Origin of the sequence: Trichocoleus sp. ST-U2 (assembly GCF_039961875.1) — a bacterium.
Lineage (GTDB): Bacteria > Cyanobacteriota > Cyanobacteriia > Cyanobacteriales > FACHB-T130 > FACHB-T130.
Genome location: NZ_JAMPJY010000003.1, coordinates 112009 through 130109, shown reverse-complemented (window position 1 = coordinate 130109; position 18101 = coordinate 112009). Strand labels below are relative to the sequence as shown.

Genomic DNA, 18101 nt, shown 5'->3' with positions numbered 1-18101 from the left:
ATGGTGGCGTGGGTTGTTGTGTAAAGATCCCGATCGGGGATTGAAATAGAATACGTCCTGAGCGGACACTCAAACGTCATATTAAAAAGGAATTCGGGATCAAAACGATGCGAATGCTACATACGATGTTGCGAGTCGGCAACCTAGAAGAGTCTTTGAAATTTTACTGCGACGTGCTGGGCATGAAGTTACTGCGCCGCAAAGATTATCCGGATGGGAAGTTCACTCTGGCATTTGTGGGTTACGGTGACGAATCTGACCATACAGTTGTGGAATTAACCTACAACTGGGGCGTAGAGCAGTATAACCTGGGAGATGCCTACGGTCATATAGCGCTTGGCGTTGATGATATTTACGCCACCTGTAACGAAATCAAGGCGCGGGGCGGCAAGGTGTCGCGGGAACCAGGGCCAATGAAGCACGGTTCCACGGTGATTGCCTTTGTGGAAGACCCGAATGGCTACAAGATTGAGCTAATTCAGCTAGGAACTCAGGGATCGCAACAGAAGCAGGAAACGGCTGAAGCGGCTAGTAGGTAGATTTTTGCTCCATCCTTCCTAAGAAGTGACCAGGTCCTGGCGAATGGAATTCGCGGCTATACAAACCAAGTCCGCCTATGCGGTTACGCGCACGCTACGCTAACGCGGACTGAGGAAATTTCCGGGTTTTGAAACCTGCGTAGGCAGGTTGTGTTTGTGTAGCTGCGGTTTCAACCGCCCGCTTGAGAATGGTGCTTTTTTAAACGGGCTAGACTCGATCAAAGGTGCCACATCAAAACCTATTGAATTAGGATTAGCCGTCTGGAAAAAGCAGCGACTAACTTGTAGAAATAACTAAAACCAACTCATCCCTACCCCTATGACAGGATTTGAACCACTAGCTCCACTGGGTTTAGAACTAGGCAAAATTGTTATTAAAACAGTCTGGGAAGGTGGGGGAAAAGTCGTCGGCGGGATAAGTAAAAGCCTAAATCAGGGAACAAAGAATTTAATTTATCAGGCATCGCAGCAATACGTTAAGAACTATACTGAGCGTCACGGCATCCTGAAAGTTTTAGGAATGCGGGAGCCTATAGATTTGGAGTCAGTCTATACTGGCGTTCAGTTTTTAGATGAGCGGGATATTTGTCGATTTGAGTCAATTGATAGTCTGGAAGAAGCTTACCGCCAAGCTCAAAGACGCAGTTATCGGTCTAAAGATATCCGTAAGCAAGAAGGGCTGAAAGTTGCTAACGAAAAGCAATATCTCATGGTACTCGGTGGGCCAGGAGCAGGAAAATCCACATTTTTGCGGCGCATGGGACTGGAAGCACTCAAGAGCAAAAAGGGAAAATTTAAGCACTCCTGTATCCCCGTTTTCATCGAACTTAAAAGATTTAACGCTGGTGACATCAATATTGAGAAAGTCATCAGTGATGAGTTTCGCACTTGTGGTTTCCCTTCACCTGAAGAATCCACCAAAGAATTATTAAAAGACGGCAAGTTGCTGATTTTGCTGGATGGTTTAGATGAAGTGCCGACAAAGAATTTGAATGAGGCAATTGGCCAAATCCAGGACTTTGTTGACCAACATGATAAAAATCGCTTCATTGCCTCCTGTCGCACTGCTGCCTATCGCAGTGGGTTCCGTCGGTTTAGCGATGTAACAATGGCAGATTTTGATGATACCCAGATTGAGCAGTTTATAGGTAACTGGTTTCAATCCGAGGCAGATAAACAGGCGGGAACAGCACAGAAATGCTGGGAAATACTGCAAAAAACAGAACATAAAGCTGCCAAAGAATTAGCCCATACGCCGTTATTGTTGACGTTTCTCTGTCTGGTATATGACCGTTCCCAAAGTTTTTCTGATAACCGTAGCATTCTGTATCGCAAAGCACTGCGGATCTTGCTTGAGGAATGGGCATCAGAAAAGCGAATTCTGAGAGATGAAATTTATCAAGGACTGCATACAGAGCTAGAAGAGATACTTCTATCTGAAATTGCCTACAAAGGTTTCGAGGCAGATCGATTATTTTTCTCGCAGCGAGAGGTTGTTGAGCAAATTAAAACCTTTTTGGCGAGTAACTTAAATGCGCCTCAACATCTAGACGGCGAAGCGGTTCTGAATGCGATTGCTATTCAACAAGGTATCTTAGTAGAGCGAGCGGAGGATATATTTTCTTTCTCTCATTTGACGTTACAGGAATATTTAACTGCTCAGTATATTGACGATCATCGGCAAATTGAGGAGTTAGTTACCAAACACCTCACAGATACACGCTGGAAAGAAGTATTTTTACTGGTAGCTGGGTTAATGCGGGGTGGTGCAGATGAATTGTTGTTACTGATGGCAAAAGAGGCACAAAACTATATCAATACTTCTAAATTGAAAGCTTTATTAGAATGGGCAGAACAGGCAACGGCGGGATCGGCAAGTGATATTAAACCAGTGGGTAAAAGGGTGATCGCCATCGCCATCGCCATCGCCAACACCAACGCCAACTCCATCGCCATCATCAACGCCATCGCCAACTCCAACGCCAACGCCAACTCCATCATCAACGCCATCGCCAACTCCAACGCCAACGCCAACGCCATCGCCAACGCCTACGCCAACGCCTACGCCAACGCCAACGCCCACACCATCGCTATCGCCAACGCCAACTCCATCGCCTACGCCCACACCATCGCTAACGCCAACGCCTACGCCATCGCTAACGCCATCGCCAACGCCAATGCCATCGTCTACCCCATCGTCTACCCCATCGCCATCCCCAGAGCCATCGCCTACGCCAGAGCCATTGCCATCGCCATTGCCATCGCCATCGAAAACACTCGTGAACTTGACAAACTAAAAATCTTTAAGAATGTAAACTTTGCTGTGCTAGTTGCCCGACTGGAAGCGCTGAAAGCTAGAATTCCAGACGATGAACAACCCTTAGGAGTGCGTCATAAATTTGCCGATCGTTTCTTTCAAACCTTGCTCAATGCTTTCAATCTCACCTCAGAAATGGTCAATCTAACTGAGGAAGAAATCAAGGCGTTCGACAATTATTTGTATGCCAATTACCTGATATTGCAGTGCAAACAAGCCGCGGTGCGGGTGTCGCCCAAAACATGGGAAGAAATAGAAGAAAGGATGCTGCTGGCTCCTAATAATTGAAATTGCAGATACCAGCAGATAAACGCTTGATAACCTACACTTTTATCGCGCAGCAGAACCTCTGTAAATTCGTTCTGCTTGCTCCGGAGATAACAGCATTGAGGCAATTCGCTCAGGTTTAGGCTCTACAGATTCATCCTGATTGGTGGAAAGTTGACTGTAGAGTGGCAGGTACTCCTGACGAATCGGATCGTACCCCCAAACATCTCCCGTTTCAATGTGATAAATCCAGGCGTGGAGAGACAGTTTGCCTCGGTGAAGTTTAGCGCGAATTGCTGGATAAGTCCGCAGATTTTCGATTTGCGTTAACACGTTCTCAGCAATCGTGGCTTCCAAAAGTTCTTCGCCAGAAAGCCCTGTGTAGTTCTCTCTAATCAGCCGACGTGTCGCTTCTGCGTGTTTTAACCACTCGTAAACTAACGGCATTTCTGCCGCCAAACCGTCCAATTTTAACAGTCCTTTCATTGCGCCGCAGTGGGAGTGACCGCAGACAACAATTTGCTGAATATCTAAAGCGTGAACGGCGTATTCAACGCTTGCGCCTTCGCCGCCATTCGTTGCGCCAAACGGTGGAATCAGGTTGCCAGCATTGCGGATGACAAACAGTTCGCCGACAGCCGCTTGAGTAATCAAATTCGGATCGATGCGAGAATCAGAGCAGGTGATGAACAGCACCCTCGGTTTCTGACCGTGAGCGAGTTGCTCGAACAATTCCTGATGTTCGCTGAAGTAGTTGCTTTGAAACTCACGCAGCCCTCTAATCAGTTTCTTCATATAAAGCCAATATTTACTCTAGCGATCGCGATCCCTTCCCTGTAAATCATAGGATGCGAACCGACACGTCGGCGTTTTGCGATCGCACTTCCTCTCATATAGCAGCACGCCCACAAGATCGTTCACACTCAAGAAAGACCTTGCTTAACATTACTTAATTTTATCCCGATTCTGTAGCGTTCTATTCCTGAACTATGACCACAGCCACGAAACCGTCAACCCGTAAAGCTTGGGCAAATGCGATCGCCCAACCTGCACAAGAATTTCCCCTAACTCCCCTCCCACTCCTTTCCGGCAACATACCGGAAGGTTTGCGCGGCACCCTCTACCGCAACGGCCCAGCCCGTTTAGAACGTGGCGGCATCCGGGTGGGACACTGGTTTGATGGGGATGGTGCAATTCTAGGAGTGCATTTCAGCGATGCTGGTGCCTCTGGTGTCTATCGCTACGTTCAATCAGAGGGATACCAAGAGGAAGCCAAAGCGAATCAATTGCTCTATGGCAACTATGGCATGACCGCACCAGGCCCCATCTGGAATCAATGGTTCAAACCGATAAAAAATGCCGCCAATACCTCGGTACTCGCTTTGCCGGATAAACTGCTGGCACTGTGGGAAGGCGGCAAACCCCACGCCCTCGACCTGCAAACTCTGGAAACTTGGGGATTAGATAATTTATCGGGACTGAGTGACGGATTACATTATTCCGCTCATCCCAAGCGCGACGCCCAGACTGGGGAAATTTTTAACTTTGGGATTTCACCCGGACGGAATGCAACGCTGAATATTTATAAAAGTGACTCTACAGGCAAAATTCTGCAAAAGGCGGCAGTTCAACTAGATGGCATCCCAATGGTGCATGATTTTGTCCTTGCTGGGCAGTATTTAGTCTTTTTCGTGCCGCCAGTGCGAGTGAACGTGCTGCCGTTGCTAACAGGCATAACCAGCTATAGCGATGCGCTGGAGTGGCAACCAAACCTCGGTACTCAGTTTTTGGTTTTTGACCGCGAAACCCTGTCGTTGGTGAGTCGTGGCGAAACTGAACCCTGGTATCAGTGGCACTTTGCGAATGGCTATGTGGATGCCAGCGGATCGGTGATTGTGGATGTTGTCCGCTACGAAGACTTTCAGACCAATCAGTATCTCAAGGAAGTCGCGACGGGTGAAACCCGGACTCCTGCCAAGAGTACGCTGTGGCAAATCCATCTCAACCCGGCAATTAGCCAGGTAACAAGCATCCAAGAAGTCTTAGATCGGCACTGTGAGTTCCCGGTTGTGCCACAGCATCTGGTTGGTCAAGCTTCGCCCCAAACCTATCTATCGGTACATCGGCAAGGTGTAGAGATTAGCCAAGAACAATTTGGCGCGATCGCTCGTTTTGACGCTAAAACTGGCACCCTAGAGGAAGCCGATTTGGGAGAGAATCGTTATCCCTCAGAACCCATCTATGCCCCGGATGCCCTGAATCCCGAACAGGGTTGGGTGTTAACGGTGGTGTATGACGGTAACACCGATACCAGCGAAGTCTGGATTCTGAATAGCGCTCGCCTTTCGGAGCAACCTGCGTGTCGTTTGGGATTACCCAGTGTCATCCCCCCTAGCTTCCACGGTACCTGGAAACCAGCTTAGGAGCCTATCAACGTTGTTTTGAAGTCTCTTTGAAGTCCTCTGTAGGGGCGCAAGCCAGAGTGCCTCTACAGACTCTTAAGGCGCGAAATCTCGCCTTTTTTTATCATCTGGCGACTTTTTCATCAACCCAGAGCGCGATCGCCCGCTTCGCTAATTTCCAGGGTTACATCTACAATTTTTTTGCTAAGTAATTAGCTGATTTTTATAAACTAAGGCAAAGTAGGCGAATTCAAAAAGATAATATAAAAAGCCCGCTTTATTCAAGAAAACGGGCTTTTAAAATTTGGCGATTATTTGGCTGATGTTGACTGTTTTAATCCTCACAGAAAATAGAAAAACCGACCTGTAGAACTAGGGGAAGCTGGGTTGCGCTTCTATGTCAAATCAAGATTAAACAACCCCCTCAAAGCGGCTTCAGAATTTCCTCTTCCTCTTCGTCCGCTACCGCGATGGGCACTGTCCTGCCTTGAATCGTGAGTAAATAAGTGTTTTTGGGCTGAGTCTAATTGCTGCAAATTTTCCGAGCGATCCCGTAGGTTTGGTAAATTCACCGCGAAGCCAGTAACTAACAGGCTTGATAAGAGGAGGGAGCTGTAAAGGCGCATAGTAGATGTCTCGTCAGAGCTTCTATTGCCTGATTCGGACTCTCTGATGCATAATCAGGATAAAATTGCAAAAGAATGTGAATAACTGACTTTAGAATGCTGTAATTTATTTCTTAATTCGTAGAATAAAAGTCCTACTTTGTTGCCGCAATTTTTTACAACCATCAGAAAATATATGGCTCTTGCCTGAAGGGGCAAGAACGCCAACTCACTGCTGCTGGGGCACCGTCGGAGCGATTGTTAGATGTAAAGAGCTGAGAGCGATCGCAACGCTTACGGGCAGTTCTGGCAGTTTTAGATGTAAAGACGCGATAGCTGTATTCTCCAGATAGGTACTATAGATATACAGTTCCGATTATTTTCATTGATTTGTTGTAGCCGTCCATGACCACTTCTCCCCGCCGGTATCACATCACCACCTTTGGCTGCCAGATGAACAAAGCCGACTCAGAGCGTATGGCTGGCATCCTGGAAAATATGGGCTTTGAATGGTCAGAAGAACCTGAAAATGCAAACCTGATCCTCTACAACACCTGCACCATTCGGGATAACGCCGAGCAAAAAGTTTATTCCTATCTAGGCAGACAGGCGAAGCGCAAGCACGAACAACCAGATTTGACACTGGTAGTTGCGGGTTGCGTCGCTCAGCAGGAAGGGGAAGCACTGTTGCGGCGGGTGCCAGAATTAGACTTAGTCATGGGACCACAACACGCCAATCGCCTCCAAGATTTGCTGGAACAAGTTTTCAACGGCAATCAGGTAGTGGCGACTGAGGCAGTTCATATCATTGAAGACATCACCAAGCCGCGCCGCGACAGTAAAGTGACAGCTTGGGTAAATGTAATTTACGGCTGCAATGAACGCTGTACGTACTGCGTGGTTCCCAGCGTTCGCGGCGTCGAGCAATCGCGGACTCCAGAAGCGATTCGCGCCGAAATGGAGGAAGTTGCGCGGCAAGGATATAAGGAAATCACCCTGCTGGGGCAAAATATCGACGCCTACGGGCGGGATTTGCCAGGAATCACGGCAGAAGGGCGTCACCAGAATACGCTCACAGACTTGCTTTATTACGTTCATGATGTGCCGGGAATTGAGCGGATTCGTTTTGCCACCAGCCATCCTCGCTATTTCACCGAACGGTTAATTCGAGCTTGTGCCGAATTGCCCAACGTGTGCGAACATTTCCACATTCCCTTCCAGTCGGGAGATAACGACATTCTGAAGGCAATGGCGCGGGGTTATACCCATGAGAAATATCGCCGCATCATTGACACGATTCGCCGGTATATGCCAGATGCCTCGATTAGTGCGGATGCGATTGTCGGCTTTCCGGGAGAAACCGAGGAACAGTTTGAGAATACGCTGCGACTAGTGGACGAGATTGGTTTTGACCTGTTAAATACGGCTGCTTATTCTCCGCGTCCGGGAACGCCAGCAGCCCTGTGGGAGAATCAGCTGAGCGAACAGGTAAAAAGCGATCGCCTTCAACGTCTCAATCATTTAGTTTCAATTAAAGCGGCTCAAGCGTCCCAGCGTTACTTCGGTCGCATCGAAGAAGTCTTGGTAGAAGATCAAAATACCAAAGATCCCACCCAGGTGATGGGACGTACGCGGGGCAACCGTCTCACCTTCTTTACCGGCAACATTGCCGAACTCAAAGGTCAAGTGGTGAAAGTCAAAATCACCGAAGTTCGCGCGTTTAGTTTGACCGGGGAACCATTGGAAGTGCATCAGCCAGTGCCGGTATAAGATTTTTAGGTGGATCGGAGGATTTCGCGGTGCTAGCATCTGCTATGAAAACATTTATCACCTTGTGGAAACTTGAAGTAAGCTCCCGCCTCCCACTCCTCCGGCGAGACTTGCAAGAAGCGGTTTATCTTCCCCCTCGCATTGCTTACACTTTATACAACGCGCTGATATTGGTGTATTGGACGGCAATTGCTACGGGAAGCATTGCTTGGTTGACTTGCCGCTTTACTTACTTATTGGGTGTTAGCACTCGTCAACTGATTCTTCCTAAACAGGAACCGCTTCAGCTCAAGGGTAAAAAACCCCCGGTACAGGCGATTCAGACTTCCACCGCCACGGCACCCCTCCCCACCGCCAAACCAAGCCTCCAGGCTTCCACCGCCACAACCCCAGTCCCCACGGCACCCCCTACCCTTCAGGCTCCCCCAGACCTGACGCCAGTCGCTCGCGCACCTCTAGCCGTGGAAAAAATCGCACTGAGCGAGTTGACCACTACGGCGGCTCAAAAGGTCAAAGCAGCAAATCCCGATCGGGTCGTCCTGGCGCGACCTTGGGGCAGAGGATGGCGGATTGCCGTGCTGGAGCCGGAAGAAGCGATGACTGTCCAACGTCCCTGGAAACTCGTTGTCCGCTCCTGAGCGAGGCAAATAACACTGGCATCATAACAAAGAGGGTTGAGGGAGTTTCCGTATCGGAGTTCGTCTCACGCCTCTAGGCTGTAGTAAACTATCGGCGGTGTGCAGTGTCAGGAATATCCGAAATGAATAAAATGCGGGTGGGATTGCTGTTTGGGGGCTGTTCGGGAGAACATGAAGTTTCGCTAAGTTCGGCACGGGCGATCGCGCAAGCTTTGAGTGCCCAACAAAACAGCGCTAAGTACGAACTCCTGCCTTTCTACATCCACAAAGATGGACGTTGGCAAGCCGGGGAAGTGGCTCAACAAGTTTTAGCATCTGGAAGACCCCCGGAATCCCAACTCGCCTCAGAAAATTCTCCGCAACAATTACCCAGTAACGAAAACGCAACTCGTTGGCAATTTCCCCTCCAAGCGGCTGAAGTAGATGTCTGGTTTCCCATCCTCCACGGCCCAAACGGGGAAGATGGCACCGTTCAGGGGATGCTTAAATTAATGCAGGTGCCTTTTGTGGGGACTGGGGTTTTAGGTTCCGCGCTGGGAATGGACAAAATTGCCATGAAAATGGCATTTGCCCAGGCGGGATTGGCTCAAGTGAAATACATCACCGTTAATCGATCGCAAGTGTGGTCGAATCCCTGTGTTTTCCCCAAGCTTTGCGAAGAAATTGAAGCGACACTCGGCTATCCCTGTTTTGTAAAACCGGCAAATTTAGGTTCATCGGTGGGAATTTCCAAAGTGCGATCGCGTGCTGAGTTAGAAACCGCCCTCGATAACGCTGCCAGCTACGACCGTCGCTTAATTGTGGAAGCAGGCGTGGTGGCGCGGGAGTTAGAATGTGCCGTTTTGGGGAATGACAATCCCAAAGCTTCTGTCGTTGGAGAAATTACCTTTGACAGTGATTTTTACGACTACGAAACGAAGTACACCGAGGGACGCGCGGATTTAGCGATCCCAGCGAGAGTGCCAGATGCCGTTGCCACTCAAATCCAAGAAATGGCTCTTCAAGCGTTTGCCGCAGTTGATGGGGCTGGTTTGGGGCGGGTGGACTTTTTCTACGTTGAAGCCACTGGCGAAGTATTGATTAATGAAATTAATACCATGCCTGGTTTCACGGCAACGAGTATGTATCCCCAACTTTGGGGGGCGACGGGTGTTGCTTTCCCAGAATTAGTCGATCAACTGATTCAATTAGCCTTAGAACGTCATAACGGGTAGATCGGCAGCAATTCATTTAAACTTTTAACGCAAAGGTAGGCGAAGGAAACCGCAAAGGAACGCCAAGAGGGATTTGGGTGAGATGCTCAATTTGGCAGTGTCAACGCGGTGGGAATTTACTTAAAGTTGATCTTCGTATCCTTTTGCGTAAACCTTTGCGCCCTTTGCGTTAAAAAGCCTTCTAGTCTAATCTGTGTTTTGTATCAGTTTGTAAAATCTAAAGGAGATAAACTTGGAACGGACATTTGTCATGGTCAAGCCTGATGGTGTACAGCGCAACCTCGCGGGTGAGGTCATCCGGCGCTTTGAAGCCAAAGGTTTTACTCTGGTTGGCTTAAAGTTGATGAGTGTGAGCCGGGAACTGGCAGAGCAGCACTATGACGTACACCGAGAAAGACCGTTTTTTGCGGGTTTGGTCGAGTTTATCACCTCTGGCCCAGTAGTCGCGACGGTATGGGAAGCCGATGGAGTGGTCGCAGCCGCTAGAAAAATGATTGGGGCGACTAACCCACTGACCGCTGAACCGGGTACAATTCGCGGCGATTATGGAGTCAGTATTGGTCGCAACCTCATCCACGGTTCCGACGCTATCGAAACCGCGCAGCGCGAGATTGCTCTGTGGTTTAAAGATGAAGAACTTGTTAGCTGGAAGCCCAGCTTGACTTCCTGGATCTACGAGTAAATCACCAACGGCTAATCGCGAACGGCGCTTAAAGAATGTGCCATCGGCGATTAGCCATTTTCAATCTTTTTTCGCCTAACGCTTTTGCTCTTCCTTCTGCTGAATCTCTACGGTTTGCTCAGCGGGGACGCGCTGAGAAAATCCCCAGGCAAATATCACCCCAATACAGGCAATGGTTAACCACTCTGGCGGCACCAAATCTGGCTGAATCGCTTTGCAGAGCAATCGCAATCCTACAAGGGCAACGGTGATATAGCCAGCATCCTGAAGATGGACAAATTCATCGAGCCAACGGATGAATAAGCCAGCCATAAACCGCAGCGTAATCACTCCAATCGTACCTCCGGTGAGAACCAGCCAGGTATCTTTAGAAATTGCGATCGCTGTAGTGACGCTATCGAGGGAAAAAGCTAAATCGGTGACGGCGATTATCGGAATTGCATGCCATAGAGAAGCAAATCGCGGCCCATGATGTTCCTGAGCTTCCCCTTCATCGGAAGTAAAATACTGAAACACCAGCCAAAGCAGATAGAGTGCCCCTAATAACTCAAACTGCCAGAACTGAATTACCCAGGTTGCTGTCAGAATCAAAGTGATTCGGAGGATGTAGGCAACTGCTAATCCAAAGTTGAGGGCGCGACGCTGGAGCGTGCTGTCTTCTAAGCCTTGGGCAATAGCTGCTAGGGCGATCGCGTTATCCGCTGACAGCACTGCCTCTAATACAACTAGAACAAGCAGTACAAGGGGAGCTTCAAGTCCCGGATTGAGCGGAGAGTTCAGGATTTGGTCTAGCATTCACGCAAGCTTCAAACTGGAACTATCAAACTAAAAGCAAAAATTAACTGGCTAAATTGTGCCAAAATGATTGCTGTCTTAATTAAGCTTAACCTTTGTCGGGAAAAATTAGTCGAAAATTCCATTAAGCAAGCCAAACAATGGAGCTAGAATTTTTACGCGGCTGTGTTGCATCTTGTTACAAGATGTTTATATTGGGCATAATTTAGCCGAAATTGTTGAACTATAAACCTGAAATAAGGAGTTGGTAAACGATGTCGATATCCGATACCCAAGTGTATATTGCTTTAGTTGTGGCGCTGTTTGCTGGCATCATGGCATTCCGGCTATCAACGGAACTGTACAAGTAGATGTCACCCCTTGCTAGGGACTAGCCGCTGATGGCAAGAGAGAGTGAGGGAATGACAGGGCTTTAGTACACATCGGCTCCCCTTCTCCCGCTCCCTCTTCCCCTGGTTTCTAGTCCTTAGCATCCAATCCCTAGCTTCTTAATTCACTTGCAGCAACTCTAGGCAGGGGTACCTCCCTTAAAGCCTTTGACATCTATCGACAGACATAGTGGCGCTTGCGTCCAGAGTGGTATCCTGACACCATGAATGCTATTGAACCCTCACAACCTCATCAGCAACCGGCACCAAACAGCCGGATAGTTCCTCGGACGCGGCGACAACCGCGACGCCATCCTAACCGAGCGATCGCAATCGAAACGACAGCTAAATTAGCAGTAAATGTAGTGCTTTCATCGGCAGCGATCGCCGCTCTCGTGCAACTTTTGCCTTATCACCTGTCCCAGCAAGCAAAGCTAGGAGAAATCCGACAAGAAGTGAAGCGCACAGAAAAAAGAGTCAATCGTTTAAGTAATAACTTCAGCCGCTACTTCGATCCCCAGCAAGCCAAAAGCGTGATGCAGGAACAAAGCCATCGAGTTGACCCTTCTCAGCGTCCAGTTGTGTGGCTGGATAACAATACGACTGATGAGTAAAAATTCAAAATATTTTGAATTTTGAATTTTTTTGAATTTTAAATGGTTCCTCAAGCGCTGATAGGTTTCAGCAGTTGGTTCATCCAATTTTCGACTTGCAAGCGCAAGCGTCCGGCAGAACCAAAAGGAGCAAGCACAGCCAAAGCGTTTTGATAATCAGCGATCGCGCAGTTCCAGTCGCCGTGCAGATGATGGGTACGACCCCGCTCTGCGTAGATATTCCCTTGTAGCTGACCTAATCTCAGCACTAGGTCAAAATTCTCTAACGCCAAGTCGTAAAGTCCCAGATCCCGAAAGGTGATCCCTTGGTTAATCCAAGCCCGAACGTTACCAGGGTTAAGATCCAGGGTCATCTCGTAGTCCGCGATCGCTTCTGCCAACTGTCCTAAAGAAGCGTAGTAGTTGGCGCGATTGTTGTAAACACTGTCCAAGTGGGGATCGAGTTCCAACGCCGTGTTATAGTCGGCGATCGCTTGCTCCTTTTGACCGTTCTGGAAATAAATCAACCCCCGGTTGTTATAGTCAGTGGCACTGCTGGGGTTCAGTTCGATGAGAGTCGTCAGGATAGCGATCGCGCCGTTGCGATCGCCATGCTGAGCTTTTTCCTTTGCTAAAGCTCGTAGGGAGCGCAGGGATTGGTTCTGGTGTCCTCCAGATACCGAGGTGACTAGATTAAAACGCCTTGGAACTGTGCCGGTGGTCAATGAAACCGGCGAACCGTTTTGGTGTTTTGCCTGGTCTTGAAAATTGATTGCGCGAGCGTTCATAATCATCCTCAAGGGTACCTTGGACTTCTCTGGAATCTACTTTAGCGGCTTCCTATTCGTTGCCGGGGTGTTCTGTGTCACTGCTTAAAGCGTCTTCCAGCACTGGAGCGATCTCCTATACCTTCAGTTCGGTTTGGATGTCCTTTAGGAAATCTACAGCCCCAATCCAGAGCATTACTGAAACTATCTGTAGAGACTCCCTAAATCTCGTATTTACCCGTCTAGGAGAACTGACGACTGTGAAGCTTGCAGGATTGGCATAGGAAAAAATTATGGATTTTGAGCGGGAGATGCGAGGGGTGAAAATCCTACAACCATGCAAAGGTGCAAAAGAGCAGGGAAAATTGAAGCGATGCTCCCCATTACACCTCTCCCCACTGCCCCAACTGAATGGATGCTGGTAGAATGCAAGCGATACTTACGCGCTCCCGTCGGTGTTTGGCAATCGTTCCTTAAAACGGTCTTATGACAACTGCAACTTCTTATCCCAATGCTCCCGATCTCAGCGAAGATGACTACCTGCTACTTGGCTTAGCCACTTGTTTCTTCAAGGAAGATGGCGAAGTCCAAGAAGTCAACATTATTGAACCCATCCCCTCAGCTGCTCTGGAAGCACTTCTGAAAGGGATTCCGACCTCCTACAAGATGGCTGTTGCGACCACAATGGGTGCAGTGATCGTCGGCGATAACCTCTACAAGCCAGCAGATTTTCCAGAAGAGGCGCAATTTAGCGATGAGTTCACTTTTCGGGCGATCGCATCTGTTCGCACCTATAAGAACAAACCAGAGGCCAAATCTCATATTCCTCTGGGCACTACCCGCAATGACTTTAACTATTCCGTCGAACGCAAGCGAGTACTGAATGCTCAGCGCGTTGTCCGCAAAGAAGACAACGTGAAACAACACTCTCACACCCATAAAGTCCTTTAGGATATCTGCGATGTTGAAACTGTATGGCGGTGCCCGTAGTCGGGCATCCATTGTTAAGTGGTATCTTGAAGAGTTGGGCGTTCCTTACGAATTCGTCCAGCTCGATATGCAGGCAGGCGCTCATCTCCAACCAGAGTTTCTGGCAATTAACCCGATCGGAAAAGTCCCGGCAATTGTTGATGGAGATTTTAAACTCTGGGAGTCAGGGGCGATTCTGCTGTATCTCGCCCAAAAGTACGGCAAGATGCCAGCCACTCTGGAGGAACAAGCACAAACCACCCAATGGGTAATATTTGGCAATGCCACTTTGGGACCAGGGATTTTTGTGGAAGCAAGCCGGGAACGCGAAACGCCTAAGTTGCTGACACCGCTGAATGAAATTTTGGAAGGGCAACCATTTTTATTAGGCGAGGAACTAACGGTCGTCGATGTAGCAGTAGGGTCGATTCTGGCTTATATACCCATGATGCTGAAGCTCGACCTGAGCGAATATCCAGCAGTTGTTACCTATATCCAGCGACTCTCGGAACGTCCTGCCTTTCAGAAAGCAATGGGATCGCAGGGTTAAACAAGTTTTAGGAAGCGGCCTTGTGCCTACCCTGAATCATAAAAGGGCACCCACGTGGGTGCCCTTTCAATTTTTTGGCAGTTCAGGTTTAGCGGAAACCCACAGATGCTTGCCAAACGAAAGCCAACAACAAGAAGAACACGGGGATGATCGGGAGAACGTCTACCAGGGGGTCAAAGAAGGAGTAAGCTTCCGGCAGTTTTGCCAACAGCAGTGCTGCTTCCATATTTAAAATCCACCTTTCCAACACAGTTTTAAGAATTGACAAGTATCTTAACATGACTCGGCTGTTAGCTGGACGCGATTTCAGCCTACATGGAAAATTTACTTTTACTAAACGGTGGCGATCGCTCTTAACGATCCTCGACCGCTAAAATCCCCAAAATTGCGATCGCTATCTCTAAAAAGGCCGACTCGATCCGAAAGACGTTTACGCTCATGCTTAAAGTTTTTTAATTTTTAATTATTCTGTTGGAGTGTCTAGCCAGTGACCAAATTCCGTGACAAAGCGATCGCCTAAAATTGCTTCCCGGATTCGTTGGGTAAACCGAATCAATTCAGTAATGTTGTGAATTGAGAGTAAGGTGTAACCGAGGATTTCTCGCGTTCGCACTAAATGACACAAGTAAGCGCGACTGAAGTTCTGGCAGGTGTAGCAAGGACAACTCGCATCCAGGGAACTGAAATCTTCTCTGTACTGAGCGTTTTTCAAATTCCAGCGTTCTCCCTGTACCATCACAGTACCGTGACGCGCCCAGCGAGTGGGTATCACACAGTCAAATAAATCGATACCCGCAGCGATTGCTTGTGCCATTTCTCGATAAGTGCCGACACCCATCAGGTAACGAGGCTTTTCGGCGGGTAACACTGGCGCAGTCGCCCGCACAATCTGGTGAATCAGTTCCGCCGGTTCTCCCACGCTGACGCCGCCAATCGCGTATCCTGGCAAATTTAACTCCGCTAATGACTCAGCAGCCGCAACTCGCAAATCCAGGTAAACGCCACCTTGAACAATCCCAAACAAAGCTTGCTCATTCGGACGTTGGTTAGCATTTATACATCGTTCCAGCCACCGATAAGTCCGCTCTGTTGCCGCCATGACTTCTGAGCGCTCCGCTGGATAAGGCGGACACTCATCAAATGCCATAATGACATCTGCTCCCAGTTCGTTCTGAATTTGGATTGACCGCTCCGGCGTTAGATGAATCATCCGCCCATCGCGGGGAGAGCGAAAAGTTACACCCTCTTCAGTAATTTTCCGCAACTCGCTCAAGCTAAACACCTGGAAGCCACCAGAATCTGTCAGCATCGGCTTCTTCCAGCCCATAAAGCGGTGCAGCCCACCTGCACCCGCCACAATTGCTTCTCCAGGTTGCAAGTGGAGGTGAAAGGTATTCGCCAAAACCATTTGGGCACCCGTTGCCTCCAGCTGATCGATTGTCACAGATTTGACAGTCGCCAGCGTCCCTACCGGCATAAACTTAGGTGTTTCTACTAAGCCATGTGGTGTCAAAAAAGACCCGGCTCGTGCCTGCGTATGGCGACAACGCGCCTGACATTGAAACGAAAATCCCACTTACTTTAGCTGCGAGTCCTACTAACAATAGTCTTTAGTCTTTAGTTTTTAGATGATTAGTCGATTTTTATTGACTAACGACTGATGACTAACGACTTCCTAACTAAAGATTACTTAGAATAAGCAATCGTCGTCGTCAAGTTGGACATCCCACTTAGCAGACAGAACTTGTGTCACCATTGCCTCTAAAGCAGCGGCGTTAATGATCGGCGTGCTTTGCTCTTGGAGTGGGCTAGAAAGTGGTATCAAACGTAACTGACGATGATCTTGAATCAAGTCAAAATAAGATTCCTGTTCGCTCGACTGGTGCAGTTGCAGATAATCAAAACTATGGACGTTAAGATAGATTGCCTGGTTAGCAATCATCGTAGACCGCTGTGGTTCAGCAAATACGTCCAGTACGCATCCTTCGCCCTCGCTCTGCACTTTGCCATCGAGGGTGTGGATGTAGCGAACGCGACCTAGATCGGTCAACAGTCGTCGCATATCTTGTTTATTAACAATAATGCCGCTGTCAATAATACATGGAGCCGGTAAGTGGGGCGGAGATTGGTCATAAGTCATGGGAACAGCCTCTGGTTCAAACAAGCCCGATCTTGCCTGGTCGCTGCGTAGATGCAACAGAATAATGCGATATACACTACTTAGGGAAGTAGGTAGCTTTCATAACCTAATGGTATACGCGCTTTGGGCAAGAATCCGAATCCTTACGGCATACGCATTCGACGGTTATGGCGAACGCGAACACTCAGCAAAGCGCGAGGAGCCTAACGGCATACGCCTATGGCAATCGGAACTGCTACGAGACAATCTTAGCCCAACATTTCTCCCCTGTTCATACGCTAATCTGCTGAATTTGTTATTGAAAAGTCATTAAGTTTGTTTGTGGTGCAAATTTTCTCATTTTGGAAAGGATTTCTGGGTGCGATCGCGTTTTACACCTGTATTCCGATTCCATCTGGATGGACATTAGAATTTCGCGGCATTGCGCGTTGGGCACCTTTGGTGGGTTTATTTATTGGAGGGTTACTCGCTCTTCTGGATACTTGTTTTCAACTGCTGGGTGTCCCAATGCTGACTCGCTCTGCAATGGTCGTTGTTGCTTGGATTGCCCTCACCGGGGGTCTGCATCTGGATGGGGCTATGGATACAGCAGATGGACTGGCAGTGCAGGATTTTTCTTCGGACGAGCTACGCGAACGGCAGCGGCGTTTAAAGGTGATGGCAGATAGCGTCACGGGTGCGTTTGGGGCGATGGCAGCGATCGCGCTGCTGTTATTAAAAACATCTGCTCTGAGTGATTTAGAATCTTATCGGTGGTCGGCGCTAATGGTAGCGGCTGGATGGGGGCGCTGGGGACAAGTAGTAGCGATCGCTTGCTATCCTTACCTCAAAGCGGAGGGTAAAGGTGCCTTCCATAAAGAATCCATTCGGACGCCTCAAGACATCCTGCTGGGATTGCTAGTGCTATTTGCCCTGATGGGATTACAGATCGTCCTATCGCCGACTCGGTGGCTCGCAGCGGTGGGAACGGCAGCCGCAGGATGCGCGATCGCGTTTTTAACAGGAGTCTGGTTTCACCGCCAGCTAGGCGGTCATACCGGCGATACCTACGGGGCAGTTGTAGAGTGGACAGAAGCTTTGTTATTGTGCGCGATCGCTAGCCTCTACTCTCACTTTTCGGGCTAAGTTCTCGGTCGCAAGTTGCCAAGCCTTACATAGAAATTTCAATTTCAGCCAACGGCGTCAGAAAACTTGAATCCCAATTGAGGTTTTTTTCGATATTCCAAGTCGCCTTGTAAAAATGCCTGCCACTGCCTCAACTGCCCAAGCCACTGCGAATCGTTTCGGCAAATTGGATGATTTAGCCTTAACGACATCCCTAATTGTCAAAGCGACATTCATCTTCAACGATGATATTTAATAAGTGACTGTCTAGGAAAGCGGGTAATCGGACTCGAACCGACGACATTCACCTTGGGAAGGTGACGTTCTACCACTGAACTATACCCGCATTTTGAGGTTAACGATCAGCATTTTACTGATCGT

The 18101-nt window shown here is 48.6% G+C and carries 18 protein-coding genes and 1 tRNA gene; 12 read left to right on the top strand and 7 right to left on the bottom strand.

All coding sequences use genetic code 11. The annotated features are described in order from the left end of the window. The first annotated feature begins 107 nt into the window (after positions 1 to 107). Complete coding sequence (gene gloA, locus NC996_RS03005) at positions 108 to 539, top strand: lactoylglutathione lyase (protein ID WP_190681571.1); 432 nt, start codon at positions 108 to 110, stop codon at positions 537 to 539. Positions 540 to 858: 319 nt separating this feature from the next. Then, on the top strand, positions 859 to 3144 hold the full coding sequence (locus NC996_RS03000; protein ID WP_190681568.1) for an NACHT domain-containing protein: 2286 nt from the start codon (positions 859 to 861) through the stop codon (positions 3142 to 3144). A 42-nt stretch (positions 3145 to 3186) separates the two neighbouring features. On the opposite strand, the gene NC996_RS02995 is transcribed toward NC996_RS03000, so the two are convergent. Further along, the gene (locus tag NC996_RS02995; protein WP_190681565.1) at positions 3187 to 3918 is read right to left on the bottom strand and encodes a carbonic anhydrase; all 732 of its coding nucleotides are present in this window, start codon (positions 3916 to 3918) and stop codon (positions 3187 to 3189) included. 194 nt (positions 3919 to 4112) lie between these two features. On the opposite strand from NC996_RS02995, the gene NC996_RS02990 reads away from it, so the two are divergent. From NC996_RS02990 to ndk, 5 genes are all read left to right on the top strand, one after another. Next, entirely contained in the window at positions 4113 to 5546 is a 1434-nt protein-coding gene (locus tag NC996_RS02990; RefSeq protein ID WP_190681562.1) for a carotenoid oxygenase family protein, read from the top strand. 989 nt (positions 5547 to 6535) lie between these two features. Then, entirely contained in the window at positions 6536 to 7900 is a 1365-nt protein-coding gene (miaB, locus tag NC996_RS02985) for a tRNA (N6-isopentenyl adenosine(37)-C2)-methylthiotransferase MiaB (RefSeq protein WP_190681560.1), read from the top strand. A 44-nt stretch (positions 7901 to 7944) separates the two neighbouring features. Beyond that, positions 7945 to 8538 (top strand): hypothetical protein, encoded by a 594-nt coding sequence (locus NC996_RS02980; protein WP_348259971.1) that lies wholly within the window; start codon positions 7945 to 7947, stop codon positions 8536 to 8538. A gap of 122 nt (positions 8539 to 8660) precedes the next feature. Continuing rightward, complete coding sequence (locus tag NC996_RS02975) at positions 8661 to 9752, top strand: D-alanine--D-alanine ligase family protein (RefSeq protein WP_190681556.1); 1092 nt, start codon at positions 8661 to 8663, stop codon at positions 9750 to 9752. Between the two features lie 232 nt (positions 9753 to 9984). Continuing rightward, the gene (ndk, locus tag NC996_RS02970) at positions 9985 to 10434 is read left to right on the top strand and encodes a nucleoside-diphosphate kinase (protein WP_190413315.1); all 450 of its coding nucleotides are present in this window, start codon (positions 9985 to 9987) and stop codon (positions 10432 to 10434) included. A gap of 75 nt (positions 10435 to 10509) precedes the next feature. On the opposite strand, the gene NC996_RS02965 is transcribed toward ndk, so the two are convergent. Then, positions 10510 to 11229: a TerC family protein gene (locus tag NC996_RS02965; RefSeq protein WP_190426878.1), complete on the bottom strand. Its 720-nt coding sequence runs from the start codon at positions 11227 to 11229 to the stop codon at positions 10510 to 10512. Positions 11230 to 11483: 254 nt separating this feature from the next. On the opposite strand from NC996_RS02965, the gene psaM reads away from it, so the two are divergent. Further along, positions 11484 to 11579 carry a photosystem I reaction center subunit XII gene (psaM, locus tag NC996_RS02960; RefSeq protein ID WP_190413318.1) on the top strand — a complete coding sequence of 32 codons (96 nt, stop codon included), beginning with the start codon at positions 11484 to 11486 and terminating at the stop codon, positions 11577 to 11579. Positions 11580 to 11821: 242 nt separating this feature from the next. Continuing rightward, entirely contained in the window at positions 11822 to 12211 is a 390-nt protein-coding gene (locus NC996_RS02955; RefSeq protein ID WP_190413320.1) for a hypothetical protein, read from the top strand. A gap of 50 nt (positions 12212 to 12261) precedes the next feature. Here NC996_RS02955 and NC996_RS02950 read toward each other — a convergent pair whose 3' ends face one another. After that, positions 12262 to 12978: a tetratricopeptide repeat protein gene (locus tag NC996_RS02950; protein WP_190413322.1), complete on the bottom strand. Its 717-nt coding sequence runs from the start codon at positions 12976 to 12978 to the stop codon at positions 12262 to 12264. Positions 12979 to 13443: 465 nt separating this feature from the next. On the opposite strand from NC996_RS02950, the gene NC996_RS02945 reads away from it, so the two are divergent. Then, positions 13444 to 13908: a hypothetical protein gene (locus tag NC996_RS02945; protein WP_190426879.1), complete on the top strand. Its 465-nt coding sequence runs from the start codon at positions 13444 to 13446 to the stop codon at positions 13906 to 13908. Positions 13909 to 13918: 10 nt separating this feature from the next. Continuing rightward, positions 13919 to 14476, top strand: coding sequence for a glutathione S-transferase family protein (locus NC996_RS02940; protein WP_190681553.1), 558 nt, complete (start codon positions 13919 to 13921; stop codon positions 14474 to 14476). 88 nt (positions 14477 to 14564) lie between these two features. On the opposite strand, the gene NC996_RS02935 is transcribed toward NC996_RS02940, so the two are convergent. The 3 genes from NC996_RS02935 to NC996_RS02925 form a co-directional block, all read right to left on the bottom strand. Beyond that, positions 14565 to 14702: a photosystem II reaction center protein K gene (locus NC996_RS02935; protein ID WP_190413748.1), complete on the bottom strand. Its 138-nt coding sequence runs from the start codon at positions 14700 to 14702 to the stop codon at positions 14565 to 14567. 237 nt (positions 14703 to 14939) lie between these two features. Continuing rightward, positions 14940 to 16052, bottom strand: coding sequence for a tRNA guanosine(34) transglycosylase Tgt (tgt, locus tag NC996_RS02930; RefSeq protein WP_190681549.1), 1113 nt, complete (start codon positions 16050 to 16052; stop codon positions 14940 to 14942). A gap of 114 nt (positions 16053 to 16166) precedes the next feature. Next, complete coding sequence (locus NC996_RS02925; protein WP_190432259.1) at positions 16167 to 16616, bottom strand: hypothetical protein; 450 nt, start codon at positions 16614 to 16616, stop codon at positions 16167 to 16169. Between the two features lie 321 nt (positions 16617 to 16937). On the opposite strand from NC996_RS02925, the gene cobS reads away from it, so the two are divergent. Then, on the top strand, positions 16938 to 17741 hold the full coding sequence (gene cobS, locus NC996_RS02920; RefSeq protein ID WP_339380238.1) for an adenosylcobinamide-GDP ribazoletransferase: 804 nt from the start codon (positions 16938 to 16940) through the stop codon (positions 17739 to 17741). A 253-nt stretch (positions 17742 to 17994) separates the two neighbouring features. Here the strand turns inward: cobS and NC996_RS02915 are convergent. Beyond that, a tRNA-Gly gene (locus NC996_RS02915) sits at positions 17995 to 18066 on the bottom strand. Positions 18067 to 18101 lie beyond the last annotated feature (35 nt).

What these genes read in the sequence shown, in the direction of transcription:
- NC996_RS02945 (WP_190426879.1), top strand. Translation starts at nt 13,444, where the DNA reads ATGACAACTGCAACTTCTTATCCCAATGCTCCCGATCTCAGCGAAGAT.
- NC996_RS02980 (WP_348259971.1), top strand. Translation starts at nt 7,945, where the DNA reads ATGAAAACATTTATCACCTTGTGGAAACTTGAAGTAAGCTCCCGCCTC.
- NC996_RS02975 (WP_190681556.1), top strand. Translation starts at nt 8,661, where the DNA reads ATGAATAAAATGCGGGTGGGATTGCTGTTTGGGGGCTGTTCGGGAGAA.
- NC996_RS02925 (WP_190432259.1), bottom strand. Translation starts at nt 16,616, where the DNA reads ATGACTTATGACCAATCTCCGCCCCACTTACCGGCTCCATGTATTATT.
- psaM (WP_190413318.1), top strand. Translation starts at nt 11,484, where the DNA reads ATGTCGATATCCGATACCCAAGTGTATATTGCTTTAGTTGTGGCGCTG.
- NC996_RS02965 (WP_190426878.1), bottom strand. Translation starts at nt 11,229, where the DNA reads ATGCTAGACCAAATCCTGAACTCTCCGCTCAATCCGGGACTTGAAGCT.
- miaB (WP_190681560.1), top strand. Translation starts at nt 6,536, where the DNA reads ATGACCACTTCTCCCCGCCGGTATCACATCACCACCTTTGGCTGCCAG.
- NC996_RS02955 (WP_190413320.1), top strand. Translation starts at nt 11,822, where the DNA reads ATGAATGCTATTGAACCCTCACAACCTCATCAGCAACCGGCACCAAAC.
- NC996_RS02940 (WP_190681553.1), top strand. Translation starts at nt 13,919, where the DNA reads ATGTTGAAACTGTATGGCGGTGCCCGTAGTCGGGCATCCATTGTTAAG.
- NC996_RS02995 (WP_190681565.1), bottom strand. Translation starts at nt 3,918, where the DNA reads ATGAAGAAACTGATTAGAGGGCTGCGTGAGTTTCAAAGCAACTACTTC.
- NC996_RS02990 (WP_190681562.1), top strand. Translation starts at nt 4,113, where the DNA reads ATGACCACAGCCACGAAACCGTCAACCCGTAAAGCTTGGGCAAATGCG.
- NC996_RS02950 (WP_190413322.1), bottom strand. Translation starts at nt 12,978, where the DNA reads ATGAACGCTCGCGCAATCAATTTTCAAGACCAGGCAAAACACCAAAAC.
- gloA (WP_190681571.1), top strand. Translation starts at nt 108, where the DNA reads ATGCGAATGCTACATACGATGTTGCGAGTCGGCAACCTAGAAGAGTCT.
- NC996_RS02935 (WP_190413748.1), bottom strand. Translation starts at nt 14,702, where the DNA reads ATGGAAGCAGCACTGCTGTTGGCAAAACTGCCGGAAGCTTACTCCTTC.
- NC996_RS03000 (WP_190681568.1), top strand. Translation starts at nt 859, where the DNA reads ATGACAGGATTTGAACCACTAGCTCCACTGGGTTTAGAACTAGGCAAA.